We start from the raw sequence: 23276 nt of genomic DNA on the forward strand, positions 1-23276 counted from the left end.
TTGTGCCGATTATATTAGTGTTATCTGCAAACTCCAGCAGTTCCCTAGATTGTCGGATCTAGTTATCATTTTGAGGAGCGGGACAAAATTGATTTTTGTCTCGCTCTTTTTAGAATACCACCAAAATAAAAGAGTTTTGTAATCGTTATATAACAAGAATAACAAGTTAAAAGAGATTTCTTTAAAAGGATAGGATTTTCCCAGAAACTGTGTTATAATAAAGTGCAGTATATTTGATTAGAAATTCCTTGAAAGAGCTGAAAATGAAAAAAATTGTAATTAATGGTGGTCGCCCCTTAAAAGGAGAGGTGACTATTAGCGGTGCTAAAAATAGCGTAGTCGCTTTAATTCCGGCGACAATTTTATCTGATGAAATCGTGACATTGGACTGTGTGCCAGATATTTCCGATGTTGTGAGTTTGATTGACATTATGGAAGCTATGGGAGCTACTGTTGAGCGCCAAGATGATACGCTAAGAATTGATCCTCGTGGTATAAAAAATGTGCCCATGCCTTATGGTAAAATCAATAGCTTGCGTGCTTCTTATTACTTTTATGGCAGTTTGCTTGGACGCTATGGCGAAGCAACAGTTGGCTTGCCTGGTGGCTGTGATTTGGGACCTCGACCGATTGATTTGCATATCAAAGCTTTTGAAGCTATGGGGGCTACCATGACCTATGAGGGAAATTCCATGAACCTTTCGACAGGTGGCGAGCGGCTTCATGGAGCTAGTATTTACATGGATACAGTCAGTGTTGGAGCGACCATTAACACCATGCTTGCAGCAGTAAAAGCAAAAGGGCGCACCGTTATTGAAAATGCGGCTCGTGAGCCTGAGATCATTGATGTAGCGACACTTTTGAATAATATGGGGGCACACATTCGAGGAGCCGGTACTGACATTATTATCATTGAAGGTGTTGATCAGCTCCATGGAACTCGTCACCAAGTTATTCCAGATCGAATTGAAGCAGGAACTTATATCTCAATGGCTGCTGCAATTGGTGAAGGCGTGCAAATCAACAATGTCCTTTATGAACACTTAGAAGGCTTTATTGCGAAATTAGAAGAAATGGGAGTCCGCATGACCGTTTCTGAAGATAGCGTGTATGTCGAAAAGCAGCATAATTTGAAAGCAATCAACATTAAGACGGCTCCTTATCCAGGCTTTGCTACAGACTTGCAACAGCCTATTACGCCACTTTTGTTAACTGCTGAAGGACGTGGCTTAATTATTGATACGATTTATGAAAAGCGAGTAAATCATGTCCCTGAGTTAGCAAAAATGGCAGGAAAGATTTCAACGAGTACCAATCATATTGTTTATGAAGGGCCTAATCAATTGCAAGGTGCAGCGGTCAAAGCGACTGATTTGCGGGCAGGAGCAGCTCTTGTAATTGCAGGCTTGCTAGCTCATGGAAAAACCGAAATTACAAATGTAGAATTTATTTTACGAGGTTATTCAAATATTATTGAAAAGTTGACGAGTTTAGGAGCAGACATTCAGCTTGTCGAAGGATAGATTCGAAACAGCGTTGACATGATGAGGTGAAATAGCCCAGTTGGCGTACCAACTGGGTCTTATCTTTAGAGGTAAGATATGAATTTGTGGACAAAATTGGCAGAATTTGCCTTTATAGAAACAGAGCATTTAGTATTGCGTCCCTTTTCCTTTATGGATAGTGAAGATTTTTATAAAATTGCTTCCAATCCTGAAAATTTGCGTTTCATTTTCCCTGTGCAGGCTAATTTACAAGAAAGCCAACATGTATTGGCTAATTATTTCATGAAATATCCTCTTGGCATTTGGGCGATCTGTGATAAAGATTCTGGGCAAATGATTGGTTCTGTCAAATTTGAAAAGATAGACGAAATCAAGGGCGAAGCAGAGCTTGGTTATTTTCTTCGGCATGATTATTGGGGACATGGTCTGATGACTGAGTGCGTCAAAAATATTGTTTATTTGGCATTTACACAGTTTGATTTGAAGCGACTTTATATTGTAACTCATCTGGAAAACAAAGCTAGCCAAAAAGTTGCCGAGAAGACAGGCTTTTCTTGTAGGCGGCAGTTCAAGGGGAGCGACCGTTATACACGTAAAATGCGGGATTATTTAGAGTTTTGCTATGAAAAAGGAGACTTTCATGAGTAAACATCAAGAAATTATCGCTTATTTGGAAGAATTACCAGTAGGAAAGCGTGTTAGTGTACGCAGTATTTCCAATTATTTAGGAGTAAGCGAGGGGACTGCTTATCGTGCGATTAAAGAAGCCGAAAATCGTGGATTGGTAGAAACACGTCCTCGTAGCGGCACGATTCGCGTGAAATCTCCCAAAGTAGAGCTGGAGCACTTAACATTTAAAGAAATTGCTGAAATTACGAGATCAGAAGTATTAGCTGGTCAAGACGGGCTTGAAAAGGAATTCAGTAAATTCTCAATCGGGGCAATGACCGAGAAGAATCTCTTACGTTACTTAACAGAAGGAGGTCTCTTGATTATTGGAGACCGCACCCATATTCAGTTATTGGCTTTGAAGCATGAAAATGCTGTTTTAGTGACAGGTGGTTTGGACGTGAATCATGATGTCTTAAAATTGGCGAACCGCTTAAGCATTCCTGTTCTAAGATCCCAACATGATACCTTTACAGTTGCAACGATTATCAATCGTGCTCTGTCCAACATACAGATCAAAACAGATATTTTAACCGTGGAACAGGTTTATCGTGGTAGTCATGAGTATGGTTTCTTAAAAGATACAGATACCGTTCGTGATTTTATGGATTTGGTTCGGAAAAACCGTAGCAGTCGTTTTCCTGTTGTTAATCAGCATAATATGGTCGTTGGCGTGGTGACTATGCGTGATACTGGTGACAAGTCTCCTCACACTATTTTGGACAAAGTTATGACAAAAAATATCTATGCCGTTACTTTAAACACCAGCATTGCCAATGTTAGCCAGCGCATGATTACAGAAGACTTTGAAATGGTGCCAGTCATTCGGAGCAATCAAACTCTTCTTGGAGTCATTACGCGTCGCGATGTCATGGAAAAAATGAGTCGGGAACAAATCTCCAGCCTACCGACTTTTAGTGACCAAGTCTCTCAAAAACTTCGTCATATCAACAATGAATTTTCTTTTGTTGTGGAACCTTTTATGTTAGAAAGTAACGGTGTTTTATCTAACGGGATTCTAACAGAGATTTTAACGACAGCAACACATCAATACATGACATCTGGCAAGAAAAATATTATTATTGAGCAGATGATGATTTATTTCTTGCAAGCTGTTCAGATTGATGAAACTTTGACGCTTCGACCAAGAATTGTCCGACAAACACGGCATTCTGCTATTTTGGATTACGATATTTACCTAAAACTTCAACTGGTTGCAAAAGCAACAATTACAGTAAAAATAAATTAATACCTCAGATATTAAGGAGAAAGAATGATAACTTTAAAATCACAACGTGAAATTGATTTAATGGAAAAAAGCGGTGCATTTCTCGCCAGTATTCATATCGGTTTAAGGGATTTGATTAAGCCAGGTATTGACATGTGGGAAATTGAAGAGTATGTCCGCAGACGATGTAAGGAAGATAATGCTCTTCCGCTTCAAATTGGTGTAGAAGGGAGCATCATGGACTACCCTTATGCCACTTGCTGCTCATTGAATGATGAAGTGGCACATGCTTTTCCACGTCATCAAAAATTGGTTGAGGGTGACTTAATTAAAGTAGATATGGTTGTTGGCTTGGTTGATAAAGCAGAATTGGATGTTTCTAAACTCGATTTCAACAATGTAGAGCAGATGAAACACTATACAGAAAATTTCCGTGGAGGTGTTGCGGATTCTTGCTGGGCTTATGCAGTTGGTCAAGCAAGTGAAGAAGTGCACCAACTGATGGACGTGACAAAAGAATGCCTTTATCGTGGAATTGAAGCTGCTCAAGTTGGCAATCGAATTGGTGACATTGGTGCAGCGATTCAAGAGTATGCGGAAAGTCATGGCTATGGTGTCGTTCGTGACTTGGTAGGACACGGTGTTGGACCAACCATGCACGAAGAGCCAATGGTGCCTCATTACGGACGCGCTGGACGCGGATTGCGTCTTCGTGAAGGCATGGTTTTGACAATTGAGCCAATGATTTCAACAGGTACTTGGGAGATTGACACAGATTTTGAAACGGGTTGGGCTCACAAAACGCTGGACGGTGGACTTTCTTGTCAATACGAACATCAATTTGTGATTACCAAAGATGGTCCTGTTATCTTAACCAGCCAAGGAGAAGAAGGAACTTATTAAAAATAAGAATGGAAAGGGGCTTTTTGCTCTGTATTCTAGTAGGAGACGAGATGAAAAAGTTTGTTTCTAAGATTGGACAGAACCCGTTTTTACAATCCTTTTTTAAATTTTATCAAGCATCCGAGATTGATTTGACAAGCATTGCGGTGGCATATTATTTGCTGATTTCGATTTTTCCGTTGCTATTGATTGTTGTGAATATATTGCCTTATTTTCAAATTCCGATAGCAGAATTTTTGGAAGCAATGGAAGATGTTCTGCCTGAATCGCTGTATGAAGTCGTTGCAAAGGTTACCCGAAATTTGCTAACTCAGCCTTCTTCTGGCTTGTTGAGTTTTTCCATCCTTTCGGCTCTATGGGCATTTTCACAATCAATGTCATTTTTACAAAAAGCATTTAATAAAGCTTATGGTGTTGCAAAAGATAGAGGTCTGATATCACATAGATTATTTAGTTTAGTCATTAGCTTGGGGTTGCAATTTCTCTTTGCCTTGTCTCTTTTACTGACAATGTTTGGGAGAATGTCGCTTCGCTTGCTTCATAGCTTTTGGGAGTTTGATGATCAACTATATGCCAGTTTGCAAAGAATGACCCAGCCGACGATTTACACCTTGCTGTTTCTTTCTTTACTGATGCTTTATTACTTTTTACCCAATGTAAAAATCAGGAAAATCCGCTATGTTCTGCCAGGAACGATTTTTGTAGTTTTTACGATTGGGGTATTGTTAAATTTATTTTCTGTTTATTTGGACACTTATGTAAATCACTTAATGGATGTTCGATTTTTTAGTTCCATTTTTGTTGTCGTCGTCATGATTTGGTTTACCTTCATTGCCCAAATTATGATTATTGGGGCAATCTTAAATGCGAGTTACCAAGGATGTCACGAAAAAGAATTTGAAACGAGACACAAACAACTGACAACAAGACTTATAAAAAATAAAGAGAAGTTCAAATGAAACTTCTTTTTTTGTGGTTATTTTATTGCATTTGCAATAAAATGTGATATAATATTGCTTAAGGAGGCAATATGACGATTTTGCGAGAGATTGGTATCATCGCCCGAGCGTTGGATTCAATGGCGAATATTGAATTTCGCCATGTTGATTTGGCCAAAGGGCAGTATCTTTATTTGGTTCGTATCGTAGAAAATCCCGGTATTATTCAAGAAGAACTTTCGGATTTGCTGAAAGTTGATCGGTCAACCGTTGCTCGCTCCGTCAAAAAATTAGAGAGTAAAGGTTTGATTGAAAGAAGAAGTGCAGCTGGAAATTTAAAAAATAAAGAGCTTTTTGCGACAGACACAGGAAAAAAACTTTATCCGTTTATCTTAGCAGAGCACACTTATTCTGAGCAGCAGGCTTTGACAGGATTTTCAAAAGAAGATGCTCAATTGTTAGAAGACATGTTAGCAAAGGTGCGACAGAATATTACTGATGATTGGGAATTGGTTAAAAAAGGACAAAAAAGAAATTATTGAGAGGTGTAAAATGAAAGTCACAGTTGAAAATGAATTTTGGGAATTATTTCCTCAAGCACAAATTAGCATTATGGTTGTTAAAGGCTTGGATAATAGCGTTGACGAAAGCAAAGACCCTTATTTTAAATCTTTGTTAGATAAGGGAAGCAAGCGTGCAGAAGATTTTATCGTAGATGAAACCTTTACGCAAAATGACGTGATTCAAGAATGGCGTGGTGCTTTTAGTAAGTTTAAAACTAAAAAAGGTGCGCGTTCTTCTATTGAAGCTCTTTTAAAAAGGGTAAGTCAAGGTCGTGAGTTCAATCCAATCAATCCATTGGTGGATATTTATAATAGTGTATCACTTTCCTATGCTGTTCCTTGTGGTGGTGAAGATATTGCTAAGATTCAAGGAGGCTTGCATCTTGGAAAAGCGCAAGGAGGCGAACCTTTCTTTCCACTTGGTGCAGAGACAGACGCACCAGCTCTTCCAGAAGAGATTATCTATTATGATAATGAAGGAGCGGTTTGTCGCTGCTTTAACTGGCGGGAAGCGCAACGGACAATGCTGACTGAAGGCACAACGGACGCAGTACTAGTCATCGAGGCTATCAATGAAGACCAAGCCAAACGCGCGCAAGCAGCTATGCAGGAATTGCAACATTTGGTAGAAGATTATTTTGGAGTCAAAGGAGAAATTACTCATCTGACAATTGACAATCCAAGTGTAGAAATTTAAGAAAAAAGAGCCTTAAGGCTCCTTTGGATTTAAGACAAACCACCATTGAGGTAGGTTTGTCTTTTTAATTCGTTGATTTATTTTTAAATACAAAGATTTTGCTAAAAACATAATTAAGCACAATAATAACGATTTGAGCAAACAATGTTTCAATAGTGTTGACCGTTTTAATGTCATTGTGGACAAATTGACCGATAATGTTAGGAAATGTTGTGACAAAAATGAATGTGAGCCCCATGTCCAACAGAAAAGTGGAAAGTCGCGCAAGAGCAAATTTGACAAAACGAGCGCCCCAGCCTTTTCTTTCTTGCTTAAAAACAATCGTGTCATTTGTCGCAAAAGCAAAAAGGATTCCAGCGATATTGCCTATCACTGTAGAAAGTAATTCATTACTCGTGAAAGCATAACAAAGCATACGTGTAAGAACTGCAACAGCAGTTGTAGCAACACCAAAAAACAAATAGGATAAGATTTCGTTATTGAAAAAGCGTTTTATATAATTTTTCATAGATTTAGTCTATCATATTTGAAAAAAATATGCTATACTTGAAAAGCTGTATTCGTTTTGTCAATGCAGCCCTTGGTGCTTAGTTCCCTTTCGCCAAGCATATTACACGCGGTTTGGCCGCTAAAGGAGAAAACATGGAAAAAATTACTGTTCGTGATATGGCTCAGATTGCTCTTGTTGCTGCGATTTATGTTGCACTAACAATGACACCGCCCTTGAATGCTATTAGCTATGGTGCCTACCAATTTCGGATTTCTGAAATGATGAACTTTATGGCTTTTTATAAACCTAAGTACATCATCGGAGTCACCCTGGGTTGTATGATTGCAAATTTATTTAGCTTTGGAATCATCGATGTCTTTGTCGGTGGTGGCTCAACTTTGGTCTTTTTGAGCTTAGGTGTGTATTTCTTTAGAAAATACATGAATGAATACTTGTTTAATGGACTGATCAATAAAGCTTTCTTTTATTTTGCGATTTTCTTTTCACTTTCTATGGTGACCATTGCAGCTGAATTGTATCTTGTCGCTAAAGCACCGTTTTTCTTGACTTGGTTTACGACAGCGGTAGGAGAGTTTGCTTCACTCATTATTGGTGGAATCTTAATGGATAAGCTAAATAAACGGATTGATTTAGGAAGATAACATATCAACAAAACATGCCAAGGGATTTCTCAGCATGTTTTTTTATATTTCATGAATGACAGAAATGAGTCATTTCCAATGAGCAAGAAGCATAATCAATAGTAAAATCTATTGCAAGTTTGATGTTATTTGGCACCAAGTAATTGTTCTTTACAGTGAACGAGTTCGGTTATAAGGGCACAGTATGGCGTGTCTACACCATATTGTTGTCCCTTTCGTGCAATAGCTCCGTTGATATAATCAATTTCTGTCAAACGATTGTGCTCGTTCAAATCTTGATACATGGAAGGATAATGCAAGCCAATTGTATCGCGATTATAGCAGTTCTTTTCAATATAGTCCACGGTTTCTGTGACATTCAAGTCTACATTTTCGTGTTTTGCAACTGCTGCAAACTCACTCACAATCTTTTCAACGATAGCATGTGCAGGAGTAGTGTCTCCAAAGTCTGCCATATTAGCAAGCAAAAGGGTACACAAACTATTCATCGTTCCGTTGACACAGGCTTTTTTATAAATGGCATATAAAATATTTTCTGTATATTGCGCATTTAATCCAGCAGAATTCAAGGTTTCAATGACTTTATAAGCTACTTGTTCAGCTTTTGGATCTGCGACTAAATTCTTCAAAGCGATTGAGCCGTTTCCGAATAATTTTGCACGTCCAGGTTTTTCCATACCAGCAGTCCACATAGTGTTTCCAATCATAATTTGATTTCTTGGGACATATTTTTCAATGACTTCTTCGTGACCAATCCCATTTAATAGGCAGAGAACAGCTGTATCATCATGTATCAAAGGTTGAATATCTGCTAACATCGCTTCTAGCTGCATAGCTTTCGTAAATAGAATAATTAAGTCATTAGATAAACTTGGATCTACTTGACTTTGCAAATAGATGGGCAACTTGGCAACAACTTCTTCGCCGTTTAAGTTCGCTTGTAAACCATCTTTTTGAATAGCTGTGACATGTTCTTCCCAGCCATCTACTAAAGTCACTTTATGTCCTGCTCGATGCAACATCAGAGCAAAGCGGCTACCCATGGCACCGACACCTGCAATTGTAATATTCATACTAACAATTCTCCTAGCTTTTTTATTTATAGTATATTTTACTTCTTTTATGTATTTTAATCAATTAAATTTTTGAAATTTATCATATTTGATGTGATGAAGATTATTTTTCTGCTATTTTACATTTTTGTCTAATTTTTTGTAAAGAATATAGGTAAGAATGCTGTAGAAACGCATGAATTATGATAAAATAGAAATATGAAAGACAGAATGTTAGAACTGGTGAAGCTGCTCAATCAGTATGCTCATGAATATTATACCACCGATAATCCAAGCGTATCGGATAGTGAATATGATAAGTTGTATCATGAATTATTAGATTTAGAAAAGCAGTATCCAGAGTTCGTTCAGCCTGATAGCCCAACTCATCGTGTGGGAGGTAAGGTTTTAGAAGGTTTTGAAAAATACCAACACCAGTATCCGCTCTATAGTTTGCAGGATGCTTTTTCACGTGAAGAGTTAGATGCATTTGATACACGGATTCGGAAAGATTTTCCAGATATTAGCTATCTATGTGAACTAAAAATTGACGGCCTCTCTATTTCTCTCATGTATGAAAAGGGGATTTTAGTTGCAGGAGCGACTCGCGGAGACGGTTCTGTCGGGGAAAATATCACAGAAAATTTGAAAAGAGTGAAAGATATTCCTTTAAAGTTGCCAAGCGAAGTTGATATGACTGTTCGTGGTGAATGTTATATGCAACGCAGCTCTTTTGATGCGGTGAATCAGCTACGTCAGGAAAACGGAGAACCAGAATTTGCTAATCCGAGAAATGCAGCGGCAGGAACATTGCGTCAGTTGGATACGGCGATTGTTGCCAAGCGAAATCTTGCAACCTTTCTCTATCAAGAAGCCAGCCCGACAAGTGCGATGAGCCAAGAAGCTGTTTTAAATCAGTTATCTAAAAATGGATTCAGTGTGAATGAGCGGCATATTTTGGCACATTCGATGGATGAAGTGTGGCAGTTTATTGGACAAATCGCTCAAGAACGCGACCAGTTACCGTATGATATTGACGGTGTTGTAATCAAGGTAAATGATTTGGCGGTACAAGAAGAGCTTGGTTTTACCGTAAAAGCACCTAAATGGGCGATTGCTTACAAATTTCCAGCCGAGGAAAAAGAAGCGCAGCTTTTATCAGTTGACTGGACGGTTGGGCGGACTGGAGTTGTTACGCCGACAGCCAACTTGACGCCTGTGCAATTAGCGGGGACAACGGTCAGCCGAGCCACTTTGCACAATGTGGATTACATTGCTGAAAAGGACATTCGCAAAGGCGATACGGTCATCGTTTACAAAGCAGGCGACATCATTCCAGCTGTTTTGCAAGTGGTTGAAAGTAAGCGCCAATCAGAAGAGAAATTGGAGATTCCAAAGAATTGTCCAAGTTGCAACAGCGAGTTGATTCACTTTGAAGATGAGGTTGCTTTACGCTGTATCAATCCACGTTGTCCTGCACAAATCAAAGAAGGCTTGATTCATTTTGCTAGTCGCGATGCCATGAATATCACAGGTCTTGGTCCTGCTGTTGTAGAAAAGTTATTTGATCAGCAGTTGGTAAATGATGTGGCTGGCATTTATCGCTTGACTGTCGAAGATTTGCTGCAATTGGAAAATTTTAAGGAAAAATCAGCTAATAAGTTGTATACTGCTATTCAGGCTTCCAAGGAAAATTCTGCTGAGAAATTATTATTTGGCTTGGGCATTCGCCATGTTGGAAGTAAAGCCAGTCAGATTTTGTTGGAGCATTTTCATGATTTGGAGCAATTAGCAAAAGCAGAAAAAGAAGAAATTGCTGCGCTGGATAGTCTAGGAATGGTGATTGCTGAGAGTCTTTCCAGCTATTTCGCACAAGAAGGAACTCATATTTTATTGTCGGAATTAAAAGAAGCGGGATTAAATTTCACTTACCTTGGAGAAAAAGTGGCAGCAGGTGCAGCGCTTTCTGGATTGACCGTTGTTTTAACAGGAAAATTGGAGCGTCTCAATCGTTCAGAGGCGAAAAAGAAATTAGAAAGTTTGGGTGCAAAGGTGACGAGCTCGGTCTCTAAGAAAACAAGTCTAGTCGTTGCCGGAGCAGACGCAGGAAGTAAATTAACAAAAGCTCAAGAGTTAGGAATTGACATTCGTGATGAAGCTTGGCTTGAGAGCTTGTAGAGGTTTGTATGGAAACAGCTAGAAAAAGAGCACGATTGATTTATAATCCGACCTCTGGTCAGGAAATTATTAAAAAAAATATCGCAGAAGTTTTAGACGTTTTAGAAGATGTAGGCTATGAAACAAGTGCCTATCAGACGACGCCTGCTCCTTTGTCAGCTCAAACTGAAGCAGAGAGAGCAGCTAAAGCAGGATTTGATTTAATTGTTGCGGCTGGTGGAGATGGGACAATCAATGAAGTGGTCAATGGGGTAGCACCGTTGGAAAATCGACCTAAGTTAGCCTTTATTCCAACTGGTACGACCAATGATTATGCACGCGCTCTCAAAATTCCAATGGGAGATCCAGTAGCAGCTGCTCGGATTATTGAAAAAGATCAAACCATAAAAATGGATATTGGTCAGGCTTATGGGAAAAAATATTTTATTAACATTGCTGCAGCGGGAACTTTGACAGAATTAACATATAGTGTTCCAAGCGAAGTTAAATCTCGTCTGGGTTACCTTGCTTATGTCGCAAAAGGAGCAGAAATGCTGCCAAAATCTAAATTACGTAAGGTGCATATTGAACACGACCACGGTGTGTTTGAAGGCAAGGTTTCTTTAATCTTTGTTGCCTTAACCAATTCAATCGGTGGCTTTGAAAAATTAGCGCCAGATACAGTGTTAGATGATGGTAATTTTACCTTAATTTTGGTGAAAACTGCTCGGTTGTTTGATATGTTGGCGTTGATGATTCAAGCAATCAATGGTGGTCAACATGTGACAGATGTGAATGTAGAATATTTAAAAACAAGTAAGTTAAAGTTAGAAGTTTTAGACAAAAAAGCCCCATTCATGTTAAATCTGGATGGCGAATATGGTGGAGATACTCCTGTTGAATTGGAAGTTCTTCATAACCATTTAGAATTTTTTGCAAATATTGATGAGATTAGCGATAGTGCTTTGTCATTGGAGAATAAAGAATAATCAGGAGAATGTGATGTTAAACTATCGTGTCTTAATCCATTACCATAATCAATTAGGAAATTATGCAGCCTATAATATGTGGAAATGGCAAATGAATAAATGGGGAGAAGAGAGTGCTTTTTTCCAGTATGATGATTTTGGGATTCAAGGAACCTTGTCCTATACAAGCGAACAAGCTTTGAGTAATGTCCATGTCATTGTAAAAACAACCGATTGGTCTCACCAGTCGGTTGACTATTCCATTCAGTTGTTACCGCCTCATTTAGTGACTGAGGTTTGGATTATCGAAGGAGACAGTCAAGTTTATTATTCTAGGCAGGCTGCTATGACTAGTCCGTATTATGCAAAGCAAGATCCTCATGCTTTTGATATGGCATTAGATAACAAACGTTTTGATCAGCATTGGGGGTATCAAGGTTGGTTAGGGTGTCGGTATAATGGTGAACAAGCAGAATTCAAACTCTGGGCACCGACTGCAAAAAAAGTTCAGCTAGTAGTCTACAAGAATAGCACTAACAAAGCGAAAATCTGGAAGGTCTACGACTTACAAAGAGGAAAAGATTTTTCCAAAGATCATGCTAAAAATACAATCGGAATTTGGTCTCGAGTGATTTCAGATGACTTGGCAAATAAAGCCTATCAGTACCAGCTAGAGTTTGAACATCACAAAACAGTAACACGCGATCCGTATGCGGAAGCCGTAACGGAAGATGGAAAGCGTTCTGTCATTTTATCGCCTGCGGAGCGAAATCCAAAACATTTCCAAGTGAAACAAGGGCAGCAGGCAATTTGGCGTCTAAAGAATCCTTGTCAAGCTGTTATTTATGAGATGCATGTACGAGATTTGACGAAGTCTAGCAGTTCTGGCGTGTCTAAAAAACACCGAGGAACCTTTTTAGGGGCTTGTCAAAAAGGAACCAAAAATCAATCTGGCCAGGCGACGGGATTTGATTATATCCAATCTTTAGGTATCAATGTTGTACAATTGCAGCCCATCTCTGATCGACATAAAGAGTATGATCAAGACGGAAATGTAATGTATAATTGGGGCTATGACCCTCAAAATTACAATGCTCCTGAAACGAGTTTTTCAACAGATCCAGCAAACCCGTCTCAAGGAATGCGGGATTTAAAAACGATGATTCAGGCCTATCATGATGCGGGCATTTCCGTAGTGATAGATGTTGTATACAACCATATTTATTCGACTCATGATTCACCGTTTCAACAAGCAGTGCCTGATTATTACTATCGAATGAATCCAGACGGATCTTTCCAAAATGGAACAGGTGTGGGGAGCGAGACAGCCAGCGAGCATGAAATGTTTCGTAAATATATGATTGATTCTATCCTTTATTGGGTAAAAGAGTATAATATTGATGGTTTTCGTTTTGATTTAATGGGCATTCATGATATTGAAACGATGCGTCAAATTCGGGAAGCGTTAGATGAAATTGACCCGAGAATTCTCACATACGGTGAAGGTTGGGATATGGGGACAGGATTGCTTCCGCTTGACAAAGCCAAAAAAGATAATGCTTTTGAATTACCTAATATCGGATTTTTCAACGATACTGAACGTGATGCTATCAAAGGCGCAGAGGTTTATGGTGGTTTGAAAGCTGGCTTTGTAAGTGGTCAAGCGACAGAATCAATTGTTGCCAAGGCAATTCTAGGAAGTAGTGAACTAGGAACCTATCTGGAGCCAAAACAAGTCGTTAATTATGTAGAAGCGCATGATAATTACAATTTGCACGATTTGTTAGCTGAACTGCACCCAGATGATGATGAATTGACTCGTACTAAGCGGATTGAATTAGCAACTGCGATGAATCTCCTCTTGCAAGGCATGAGTTTTATGGAGTTGGGACAGGAATTTTCACGTAGCAAACTAGTGGCAACTGGAGCAAATGGAAATACCATTCAGGCAGATCATAAGCGCGCTATGAACAGTTATAACGCTCCTGACGCTGTCAATCAAGTAGACTGGGATTTATTAGCTCATCATCAAGAAAGTATCAACTATATCAAACAGATGATTCGTTTAAAAACGACAACAAAAGAATTTTCTTACCAGCATTATGATGACATTTACCAGCATGCCTTTGTACATTCAGCGCATTCCGGAAGTGGAATTGTCATTTTTGAAGTGAAAGATGATAATTATTACCTCGTAATTTTTAATGCAAGTGGTGATAGATACAATATTGAAGATATTGGAAATTTGAAACTTGTAGCTGGAAATAGTCGTCAAGTTAGCGATTCTTTTGTTGAGGATCTGACAGCTACAGTCTTTGAAGTCGTAGAATGGTAATATCAAAAGGTGTCAAGATTTTTTCTTGACACCTTTTCTTTCTTGTGATAAAATAGAGTATGTTGGGAATAGCTCTGCTATCCCTAAAAATAAAAAAAGAAAAGAGAAATTTTTAAAATGGCAGTTAAAATTCGTTTAACTCGTATGGGTTCTAAGAAAAAACCTTTCTACCGTATCAACGTAGCAGACTCACGTTCACCTCGTGACGGACGTTTTATCGAAACAGTTGGAACATACAATCCACTTGTTGCTGAAAACCAAGTAACTTTAAAAGAAGATCGTATTCTTGACTGGTTGTCAAAAGGTGCTCAACCTTCTGATACTGTTCGTAACATTCTTTCAAAAGCTGGTGTGATGAAGAAATTCCACGATTCTAAATACTCTAAATAATAGAAGTGCAGGTTGACTATGGATACGATTGAAAATCTTATTATTGCGATAGTGAAACCTTTGATTTCAAAACCAGATGCTTTAACTATCAAGATTGAAGATACACCAGAATTTTTGGAATATCATTTAGATCTTGACCCTAGTGATGTTGGACGTGTAATCGGTCGTAAAGGTCGCACGATCTCTGCGATAAGAACGATTGTTTATTCTGTCCCAACCGAAGATAAAAAAGTCAGAATTGTTATTGATGAAAAATAAAAATGGAGCCATTCAGGCTCTATTTTTTTGAAATCTATATAGAAAGCATGTTTGAATTTTATATTAAAAATCCCAATTCTTCTAATGCTTTTTCGACATAGTCTAAATCTTGTTGCGAATCAGCTTCTACTAGATGATAATGGACACCGTCTGTCAATTCAGATAAACCGCGAAAATTGGTCTCGTGAATTTGTTGGATGAAATGCTGAACATCTCTGCGACAAGTTAATTTCAGATAGGTTTGAATTTCCCCATAAACGGGATGCTCTACCATAATATTTTGAACTCGTCCACCGTTATCTACAATTGCCAGTAATTCCACTTCAATATCTTCAATCGTATGCTTAACTTTAAAAAGCTGGTGATAATATTTAGCAGTATCATTCGTTTTGTAAATATAGCCTCGATTTGTACTAATAATAGGGGCGCCATCTGCTCGTAAAACGGCAATGTCTTGTACAATGATTTGTCGAGTAACATGGAATTTCTCTGCTAAAATTTGTCCATTTAAGGGAGTTTCCGCAGTTTTTAAAAGCTGTAATAAATCTGTTCTTCTTTGTTTTATCATAAATTCATTGTAGAATAAATCTGTTAAATATTCAAGATTTAGCGGATTTTTTGTAGAGCTTTATAGATAAATTGTGCAATGATAAAATCAACGATACTATGAATAATAGTTCCAACTCCTACGAGGATGAAAAGCAGATAAAACATATTTGCTGGAAAAGAAGTTGAGGCGTAAAAGATGAGGCAAGCAAGGACTTCAGCAATCGCATGAACAAAAGCAAGGACAATATTAAGAATCCAAGTCTGGATTGGCTTATCTAAAGTTTTAGGATATTTTTTTAGATAAAGAGCGCCTACCAAGCCGAAGAATAGGTGTGACAGGGCGCGAAGAACGATAACAATGGGATAACCAGCTACTAAAAAACCAAAAGTAGAACCTAAAATAACAATCAAAGTCATTAACGGCGAGATAAACATGGCTAAGAAAATAGGAACGTGGCTTGCTAAAGTATAAGAAGCAGGTGGAATAATAATTTTTGCAGGCATAACCATTGGAATAACAATAGCTAGTGCAGTCAAGAGAGCTGTAAGAGTTATAAATTGATTTTTTGTTTTAGGTTTCATAATTTCCTCCTTTTAACTGTATATACATAAGTATAGTATACTGTTTTTGCAGATAATGTCAAGAGAAAATTTTGATAGAATAGGACAGAATTTCTAAACAATCTGTGTAATTTCTGTTAGAATGTCAGTAGTAGGAGAATATTATGATAGATGTAAAGAAACAACCGGAGTATATTTTCATTGATTCTTCCTTACGTTTGCGAAAGTATGATGGACAAGCTCATCTTGCCTTTTCTTGGTATCAAGACCCTGAGGTAATCCGCTTGATTGATGGTAGTCGAGATCCTTACACACTTCAACGAATCAAGAAAATGTATGACTATCTTACTCATCATGGAGAAGTGTATTTTATTGAAGTTTTGATAAATGCAGGTTGGCAGCCGATTGGTGATGTGAGTTTTTGGCAAGAGAACATGCCGATTGTGATTGGAGACTCAGTTTATCGTGGCCAGGGAATCGGAAGGACAGTTGTTCAGGTATTGGTTGAACGTGGACGCAAGTTGGGCTATAAGCGCTTGTATGTTCAAGAAATCTATGATGACAATGAAGCTTCTAAGAAGATGTTTGAGTCAGTAGGATTTTATCCTTTGGAAAAGACTGAAAATGGGCATCGCTATGCTTTGGATTTGATGCTTCCTTTGTCAGCTATTCAACCAAGTCAATTTTATCTTTCTGAAAAGAAATTAGAGCAGGTACAGATATGGTTCGATACAAAGGACATAAACGCCTTAAATCCTTTACCAATTAAGCGATTGAAAGGTAAAATCTTTTTCACTGATGGCCACAGCAGAGCATTTATAGCCTATCAATCTGGTTTTGAAGAGATTCCAGTTTATGCAGAAGAGGACGATTTGAATTGGGATTTCTATTACTATTGTCTTCAAACTTGTGAAGAAAAAGGAATTTTAACGATAAAAGATTTAGAAAATCGTATCTTGCCTGAGTCGGATTATAGGAAAAAATGGTTGGATTGGTGCCAGCGGTCGCGAAAGATTTTAAAGAATAAATAGTGATTATGTTATAATAAACAAGAAAACACTTTCACATAGAAGAGGTCAAAAATGATTTATGAATTTTGTGCAGAAAATGTGACTAATTTGGAAAAAGCCATGCAGGCTGGTGCTCGACGAATTGAACTTTGCGATAATCTAGCAGTTGGCGGAACAACGCCTAGTTACGGTGTCATAAAAGCAGCTGTTGAGCTAGCAAAACCTTACAATGTGACCGTTATGACGATGATTCGTCCACGCGGGGGAGACTTTGTATACAATGACTTGGAAATGGAAATCATGCTAGAAGACATTCAAATGGCGCGCAGCGCTGGGACACACGGACTTGTTTTTGGTGTTTTGACAACTGCTAATAAAATTGATTATCCAAAAATGGAAAAATTATTAAAAGCCTCGCAAGGGCTGGAAGTCGTCTTTCACATGGCTTTTGATGCCATTCCAAGAGAACATCAATTTAGTGAAATGGACTGGCTAATGGAACATAGCGTGAAACGGATTCTAACTCACGGTGGACTGGCAGAAGAGCCGATTCAAGAGCATTTTTCTTGGTTATATGAATTGATAAATCATGCAACTGGTCGGATTGATATTTTACCAGGAGGCGGTATTACGGTTGATAATCGTGATGAAATTGTTGCAAAGCTTGGGGTCAATCAACTTCATGGCACCAAAATTGTATCTTAGAAAGTGAAGATCATGTTAGACTTATTTGAAAAATACCAAGCAAATCCAGAAAAATTACAGGTATTTGGTTTTAAAAAAAGAGGAGAAGAGTTTGTTTATTCTCAGGAAATGATGAATGGTGATTTTCTGTTACAGCTAAAATTGCAGGGTGAGAAGCTGGACTACCAAGTGCTTGATCAAGAAACAGGTGATGAATATGTACAAGTCAAAATGGAGCAGATGATGGGTGAATTTGTTGGACAGGTTCGTGAAGCTTGTCAAGAGATTTTTCTGATGATTCGAACTAACTGTTTTGACGAAGTTGGTTTTCTTTATGAACAGAGCAGGCGCTTGCAGGAGTACGTAGCAAGAATCTATGACGGACGACTGGAATATCTCTGGGAAAATTCTTCAAAAAATAGCAATCTTCATGCTGGTGTTTTTCGACATCAGGATACTAAAAAATGGTATGGTATTTTTATGACGATAGACTGGTCGAAGTTTGAAAATGGCAAAACTGGTCAAATAGAAGTGCTGAATGTCAAAAACAATCAAGTGTCTGATTCACTTAAAAAAACAGGGATTTACCCAGCATTTCACATGAACAAAAAATATTGGCTGAGCCTGCCCTTGGATGATACTTTATCAGATACAGAACTTTTTTCCCTTTTGGATAAGAGCTTTGAATTGACCCAAAAGAGATGATGAACACAGTTAGGTTGCGCTAGCTGCGTTTTATTTTTACAGATAATGCAACAAAATAGTGTATAATGGTAATCAGTAATAGCAGAGGAGAGAGCATGAATCTTATTAGAAAATTGGGCTGGTTTTTCAAACTGGAGAAAAAACGTTATATTATCGGAATTCTAGCCTTGTCTTTGGTTAGTGTTTTTAATTTAATTCCTCCTAGAGTAATCGGCGTGGTGATTGACCGCATTGCTAGCCGAAATCTAACGTCAGACCAGTTGCTTTTAAATCTTTTACTTTTGGTTGCTTCAGCCTTTATTATGTATGGTCTGCGTTATCTTTGGCGTCTATATATTTTTGGTACAGCAAATCATTTGGGACGACTTTTGCGTTCTCAGCTTTTTGAGCACTTTACCCAAATGGCACCGTCTTTTTACCAAAAATATCGAACAGGAGATTTGATGGCGCATGCAACGAATGACATTAACGCAGTTGTAAGTGTGGCAGGTGGGGGTGTCATGTCGGCGGTAGACGCATCAATCACAGCACTGGTAACGCTGCTGACCATGTTTTTTGTTTTAGACTGGCGCTTGACTTTGATTGCTATTTTGCCATTGCCATTTCTTTCCTGGGGAACCAGTTTAATTGGACGAAAAAATCATGAGAGCTTTAAAGCGGCTCAGGAGGCCTTTTCTGACTTGAATAACAAGGTACAGGAAAGCGTTTCGGGGATTAAAGTGACGAAGTCTTTTGGCTATCAAAAAGCAGAAAGTTACTCTTTTGCTAGAACAAATCAGGATGTCTATGAGAAGAATATTTTAGCTGCTAAATACAATTCCCTCTTCGACCCTATGGTTCTGATTTTCATCGGCTTATCTTATGCGTTAACTTTGATTTTTGGGGGAATATTCATCTCTAGAGGGCAATTTACAGTCGGGGAATTAGTGACGTTTATTACTTATCTAGATATGCTGGTATGGCCTTTGCAGGCGATGGGCTATCTCTTCAACATCAGCCAGAGGGGAATGGTGTCTTATGAACGGATTGAGCGACTGTTGGCAGAAAAATCTGATGTCAAAGAGACCAACAATCCCGTTTCCCCTATACAAAATGGTCGTTTGCTCTATTATATTCAGCGTTTTTCTTATGAGAAAGCAGCCACTTTATCCAATATTCATTTTGCATTAGAAAAAGGGCAGACGCTAGGAATTGTTGGACAAACAGGTTCTGGCAAAACAACACTATTACGCCTGCTCATGCGAGAACGGGATATTCAAGAAGGTGCTATTTATCTGAATGATCATGATATTCGAGATTACAGCTTAAATGATTTGCGGAGTTTGATTGGTTACGTACCGCAAGAACAGATTCTTTTTGCAATGTCGATTGCGGACAATATTCGTTTTGCAAATCCAGACTTGTCAGATGACGAAGTGATTCAAGCTAGTAAACTTTGTGGTCTTTATGAGGATATTATTGCCATGCCAGAAGGCTTTCAGACGATTGTTGGTGAACGTGGAGTGTCACTTTCAGGGGGCCAAAAGCAACGTTTAGCGATGAGTCGTGCGCTCGTTCTGAAACCAGATATTTTAATCTTGGATGATTCTTTGTCTGCTGTTGATGCTAAAACAGAGCATTTGATTTTAGAAAACCTTAAGGGAGAAAGAGATGGTAAAACAACTATTATTACTGCTCACCGATTGTCAGCAGTTGTTCATGCAGATTTGATCTTAGTTATGGAAAATGGGCGCATTAAAGAGCGAGGCACACACCAAGAATTGCTGGCTCAAAACGGTTGGTATGCGCATACTTATCATAATCAGCAATTGGCAGAAAGTCTGAAGGAGGAGTGATTATGAAAAAAAAAGCAACTTTTCATCGCCTTCTGACTTATATGTGGCGTTATAAATGGGTGAGCATTTTGGCACTTGCTTTTATCTTTGCAACAACTTTGGTAACGACAGCTTTGCCACTTTTGGCTCGGTATTTCATTGACCATTTTATCAGTCGTCATCAGATTATGGCGGGATTTTATATTCTGATTCTCTATTATGCTCTCTTTCTGTTGAGGGTGCTATTTACTTTCTTAGGACAGTATTCTTTTGCCCGTGTGGCATATAGCATTGTTCGCGATCTGCGTCAGGAGAGTTTTGAAAATATTGAGCGGTTACGTATGGCTTATTTTGATCAAACGGCCGCAGGAGCGATTGTCTCCCGTTTGACGAATGATACACAAGCGGTAGCAGATATGTTTAGTAGCATCTTCTCAAGCTTTATAAGTTCCATTTTTATTCTTGTTGTAACAGTAGTGACGATGTGCACCTTGAATTGGCGCTTGACAGGACTTATTGTACTCTTTTTACCAGTCATGCTGGGCTCCATTTTACTTTATCAACGCTTATCTAATCGTTTGCTAAAACTCGTCCGAAGCAAACTGAGCGATTTGAATGTCAAACTTTCTGAAAGTATTGAGGGGATGCGAATTATTCAGGCGTTTGGTCAGGAAAAACGCCTAATAAATGAATTTGAAACGATTAACGGCGAGCATTTGGAGTATACAGTTCGCTATCTCAATATCAATAGCCTTTTTCTGCGTCCAGCTATGTCTTTGCTGAAAATTTTAGCTTATGCGGTTATTTTAGCCTACTTTGGCTTTACTTGGCAGGTTGCAGGAGTGACAGCAGGTGTCATGTATGCTTTTATCCAATATGTCAATCAACTTTTCAATCCTCTGATTGATTTGATGCAAAATTACTCTGTTTTGCAGACATCTATGGTGGCTGCAGACCGTGTTTTTGCAATCATAGACCGTAGAGACTATGAGCCCAATCAAGCTAATCTTCCATTGGAAATTACAGCTGGGAATATTGAATTTCGTCATGTTTCCTTTTCATACGACGGCAAGCGTGATGTTCTGAAAAATATTTCATTTTCAGTCAAGCAGGGGGAAACAATCGCCTTTGTCGGTTCGACTGGCTCAGGCAAGTCTTCAATCATCAATCTTTTTCTGCGATTTTATGAATTTGAAAGAGGAGAAATTTTAATTGATGATAAAAATATTAAGAATCACAGCCAAGCTGAACTGCGCCGGAATATTGGTTTAGTTCTTCAAGATCCTTTCCTCTATCACGGTACCATTGCTTCTAATATCCAAATGTATCAGGAAAATATGAGTCGAGAGGATATTGTAGAAGCTGCGAAGTTTGTGGATGCTCACGATTTTATTAGTCAGCTTCCTGCAGGTTATGACAGTCCTGTAACTGAGCGAGGTGCGACTTTTTCAAGTGGACAAAGGCAATTGCTAGCTTTTGCCAGAACAATCGCTACCAAGCCAAAAATCTTGATTTTGGATGAGGCAACCGCTAATATCGACTCAGAGACCGAAGAACTTATCCAAACTTCGCTGAAAAAAATGCGCCAAGGACGAACAACGATTGCCATTGCTCACCGGCTGTCTACCATTCAGGACGCTAACTGCATTTATGTCATGGAGCAGGGGCGTATCATTGAATCTGGCACACACGAAGAGCTTCTAGCGCTTAAGGGTACTTATTATAAAATGTATCAGTTGCAGGCTGGAATGATGGAAAAAGAGTAAAATCTTAAAAAAGGAGTTTCGGCTCCCTTTTTATAAATATTCATTTAAATGTTGTAAGACTTTTTCTAGATCCCCGTATTTAATTTTTGCATATTGATAAGGACAATCCTGTATATAGCTTGCTTCAAAAAAATCCAATGGCAGATTGCTATGTTTGAGGGAACTGACAGATTTAAGTCCACGTAAATCTAGTAAGATACCATCCCTATTGAGAAAGTAGGGAAGTTTGAGTTGATTTTGGCTTAAAAGTTTTCTAGCTCTCGTCAATTCTTTTTCTTGTTGATTGAGCAGAGAAAGACGATTTTTTTCAAACATGAGATTGTCAATATAAAGGGATAGAGCTTTCTGCATGATGAGATTGCTGTCGTAATCTACTGCTTTTTTGTAGGTAATAAAAGTAGACTGAATAGCTGGAGGAAATAGCAGAGCTGTTATCCGAAGGGCGGGGAAGAGACTAGTAGAAAATGACTTGATATAGATGACATGCTGGCTGTCGTCCAAGTAATGAAAGGTCAGTTCGCGTTTGCTGTCAAAGTCAGCCAAATAATCATCTTCTATGATATAAACATCATAAAGCCGAGCGAGACGAATGATTTCTTCCTTCTCCTTTCGACTGTAAGAATGCCCCAAGGGATAATGAAAGCGCGGGATAGTATAGAAGAATTTGATACGACCAGATTGAAAAATCCGCTCCAATTCTTCTAAATCAATCCCTTCTGGAGTTCGCTCAATTGTTTGATAAGGAAGTTGTTGCGCAGTTAGCAAATCGTTTATCCGATGGTAGGTCGGCTGTTCAACTAGAATTTCATATTTTTTATTTGGAAAGGTAATTTGCGAAAGAATATAAAGAGCTTGCTGGGTACCAGACGTCAGAACGAGCCTGTCAGCAGAGGTGTAGATAGCTGAATCCAGAAGCAGCTGCTGGACAGATTGTCGCAAGTCTTCCAGCCCTTCTTGCTGAGAATAGTAGTTAAAAAGATAATTCTCACGTCCAATCAACGTTTCATTGAGACAAAGTCGAAAGTCTTCATAAATTTGGTAGTGGTCATCTCTGACGGTTAAGTCTATGTCCTGCTGGTCTTCCAGACTATTTTCCAGCACATAGTAGCCACTTTTAGGAACCGCATAGATATACTTTTGATATTTCAATTCCATTAGCGCCTTTTGAGCTGTATCCTTGCTACAGCGATAGTATTCTGCCAGCTGACGGACAGAAGGAATCTTTTGTCCCTTGGACAATTTCCCACTTTTAATATCTTGGCTAATCTGATCTATGATACATTGATACTTAGGTTTTATCATCTTAACTGTCCCCATACAGAAGAATTTTTTCTCTATTGTAACGTATTTTGAAATCTTTTACAATCAGGAA

Annotated in this window: 23 protein-coding genes and 1 riboswitch; of the genes, 18 read left to right on the forward strand and 5 right to left on the reverse strand. The window is 38.6% G+C overall.

The window, feature by feature from the left end:
- The first annotated feature begins 263 nt into the window (after positions 1-263).
- The 7 genes from ACOMA9_RS04790 (at position 264) to ACOMA9_RS04820 (ending at position 6503) form a co-directional block, all read left to right on the forward strand.
- Entirely contained in the window at positions 264-1523 is a 1260-nt protein-coding gene (locus ACOMA9_RS04790) for a UDP-N-acetylglucosamine 1-carboxyvinyltransferase (RefSeq protein ID WP_247905599.1), read from the forward strand.
- Between the two features lie 78 nt (positions 1524-1601).
- Positions 1602-2153: a GNAT family N-acetyltransferase gene (locus ACOMA9_RS04795; RefSeq protein ID WP_151380306.1), complete on the forward strand. Its 552-nt coding sequence runs from the start codon at positions 1602-1604 to the stop codon at positions 2151-2153.
- Entirely contained in the window at positions 2146-3423 is a 1278-nt protein-coding gene (gene spxR, locus ACOMA9_RS04800; RefSeq protein ID WP_330945125.1) for a CBS-HotDog domain-containing transcription factor SpxR, read from the forward strand. Before ACOMA9_RS04795 ends, spxR begins: the two co-directional genes overlap by 8 nt.
- Before the next feature lie 24 nt (positions 3424-3447).
- Positions 3448-4305, forward strand: coding sequence for a methionyl aminopeptidase (locus ACOMA9_RS04805; RefSeq protein ID WP_003029837.1), 858 nt, complete (start codon positions 3448-3450; stop codon positions 4303-4305).
- 50 nt (positions 4306-4355) lie between these two features.
- Positions 4356-5264, forward strand: coding sequence for a YihY/virulence factor BrkB family protein (locus ACOMA9_RS04810; protein WP_003042389.1), 909 nt, complete (start codon positions 4356-4358; stop codon positions 5262-5264).
- Between the two features lie 71 nt (positions 5265-5335).
- Complete coding sequence (locus ACOMA9_RS04815; RefSeq protein WP_204972333.1) at positions 5336-5785, forward strand: MarR family winged helix-turn-helix transcriptional regulator; 450 nt, start codon at positions 5336-5338, stop codon at positions 5783-5785.
- 10 nt (positions 5786-5795) lie between these two features.
- Positions 5796-6503, forward strand: a complete 708-nt coding sequence (locus ACOMA9_RS04820; protein ID WP_330945124.1) for a B3/B4 domain-containing protein — start codon at positions 5796-5798, stop codon at positions 6501-6503.
- Positions 6504-6567: 64 nt separating this feature from the next.
- Here ACOMA9_RS04820 and ACOMA9_RS04825 read toward each other — a convergent pair whose 3' ends face one another.
- Positions 6568-7011, reverse strand: a complete 444-nt coding sequence (locus tag ACOMA9_RS04825) for a GtrA family protein (RefSeq protein ID WP_247905595.1) — start codon at positions 7009-7011, stop codon at positions 6568-6570.
- Positions 7012-7039: 28 nt separating this feature from the next.
- A riboswitch (PreQ1 riboswitch) is annotated at positions 7040-7148 on the forward strand.
- Between ACOMA9_RS04825 and ACOMA9_RS04830 the strand changes: the two genes are divergently transcribed.
- On the forward strand, positions 7146-7655 hold the full coding sequence (locus ACOMA9_RS04830) for a QueT transporter family protein (RefSeq protein WP_106082784.1): 510 nt from the start codon (positions 7146-7148) through the stop codon (positions 7653-7655). (Overlaps the previous riboswitch by 3 nt.)
- A gap of 125 nt (positions 7656-7780) precedes the next feature.
- On the opposite strand, the gene ACOMA9_RS04835 is transcribed toward ACOMA9_RS04830, so the two are convergent.
- Entirely contained in the window at positions 7781-8728 is a 948-nt protein-coding gene (locus ACOMA9_RS04835; RefSeq protein WP_195323071.1) for a 2-dehydropantoate 2-reductase, read from the reverse strand.
- Between the two features lie 198 nt (positions 8729-8926).
- On the opposite strand from ACOMA9_RS04835, the gene ligA reads away from it, so the two are divergent.
- The 5 genes from ligA to kphA all read left to right on the forward strand — a co-directional run bounded on the left by ligA (position 8927) and on the right by kphA (position 14815).
- Entirely contained in the window at positions 8927-10885 is a 1959-nt protein-coding gene (gene ligA / locus ACOMA9_RS04840; protein WP_421424781.1) for an NAD-dependent DNA ligase LigA, read from the forward strand.
- A gap of 8 nt (positions 10886-10893) precedes the next feature.
- Entirely contained in the window at positions 10894-11853 is a 960-nt protein-coding gene (locus tag ACOMA9_RS04845; RefSeq protein WP_151380301.1) for a diacylglycerol kinase family lipid kinase, read from the forward strand.
- A 13-nt stretch (positions 11854-11866) separates the two neighbouring features.
- The gene (pulA, locus tag ACOMA9_RS04850) at positions 11867-14167 is read left to right on the forward strand and encodes a type I pullulanase (RefSeq protein ID WP_330945122.1); all 2301 of its coding nucleotides are present in this window, start codon (positions 11867-11869) and stop codon (positions 14165-14167) included.
- A 117-nt stretch (positions 14168-14284) separates the two neighbouring features.
- On the forward strand, positions 14285-14557 hold the full coding sequence (rpsP, locus tag ACOMA9_RS04855) for a 30S ribosomal protein S16 (protein WP_003024685.1): 273 nt from the start codon (positions 14285-14287) through the stop codon (positions 14555-14557).
- Between the two features lie 18 nt (positions 14558-14575).
- Entirely contained in the window at positions 14576-14815 is a 240-nt protein-coding gene (gene kphA, locus ACOMA9_RS04860) for an RNA-binding protein KphA (RefSeq protein ID WP_330945121.1), read from the forward strand.
- A gap of 58 nt (positions 14816-14873) precedes the next feature.
- Here kphA and ACOMA9_RS04865 read toward each other — a convergent pair whose 3' ends face one another.
- Together ACOMA9_RS04865 and ACOMA9_RS04870 are read right to left on the reverse strand one after the other, a co-directional pair.
- Positions 14874-15383, reverse strand: coding sequence for a transcription repressor NadR (locus tag ACOMA9_RS04865; RefSeq protein ID WP_003033213.1), 510 nt, complete (start codon positions 15381-15383; stop codon positions 14874-14876).
- Positions 15384-15421: 38 nt separating this feature from the next.
- The gene (locus tag ACOMA9_RS04870; RefSeq protein ID WP_049513350.1) at positions 15422-15946 is read right to left on the reverse strand and encodes an ECF transporter S component; all 525 of its coding nucleotides are present in this window, start codon (positions 15944-15946) and stop codon (positions 15422-15424) included.
- 143 nt (positions 15947-16089) lie between these two features.
- Here ACOMA9_RS04870 and ACOMA9_RS04875 point away from each other — a divergent pair, with 143 nt between their 5' ends.
- From ACOMA9_RS04875 to ACOMA9_RS04895, 5 genes are all read left to right on the forward strand, one after another.
- The gene (locus ACOMA9_RS04875) at positions 16090-16956 is read left to right on the forward strand and encodes a GNAT family N-acetyltransferase (RefSeq protein WP_421424785.1); all 867 of its coding nucleotides are present in this window, start codon (positions 16090-16092) and stop codon (positions 16954-16956) included.
- Positions 16957-17007: 51 nt separating this feature from the next.
- On the forward strand, positions 17008-17640 hold the full coding sequence (locus ACOMA9_RS04880) for a copper homeostasis protein CutC (RefSeq protein WP_270736127.1): 633 nt from the start codon (positions 17008-17010) through the stop codon (positions 17638-17640).
- A 12-nt stretch (positions 17641-17652) separates the two neighbouring features.
- A complete protein-coding gene (locus ACOMA9_RS04885) occupies positions 17653-18324 on the forward strand; it encodes an MmcQ/YjbR family DNA-binding protein (protein WP_330945120.1) in 672 nt (223 codons plus the stop codon).
- A gap of 95 nt (positions 18325-18419) precedes the next feature.
- A complete protein-coding gene (locus tag ACOMA9_RS04890) occupies positions 18420-20159 on the forward strand; it encodes an ABC transporter ATP-binding protein (RefSeq protein WP_330945119.1) in 1740 nt (579 codons plus the stop codon).
- A gap of 2 nt (positions 20160-20161) precedes the next feature.
- Positions 20162-21904: an ABC transporter ATP-binding protein gene (locus ACOMA9_RS04895; RefSeq protein ID WP_330945118.1), complete on the forward strand. Its 1743-nt coding sequence runs from the start codon at positions 20162-20164 to the stop codon at positions 21902-21904.
- Positions 21905-21934: 30 nt separating this feature from the next.
- On the opposite strand, the gene ACOMA9_RS04900 is transcribed toward ACOMA9_RS04895, so the two are convergent.
- On the reverse strand, positions 21935-23221 hold the full coding sequence (locus ACOMA9_RS04900; RefSeq protein ID WP_330945117.1) for an aminotransferase-like domain-containing protein: 1287 nt from the start codon (positions 23219-23221) through the stop codon (positions 21935-21937).
- Between the last annotated feature and the right edge of the window lie 55 nt (positions 23222-23276).

Origin of the sequence: Streptococcus atopicus (assembly GCF_049166725.1) — a bacterium.
Taxonomy (GTDB): Bacteria; Bacillota; Bacilli; order Lactobacillales; family Streptococcaceae; genus Streptococcus; species Streptococcus hominis.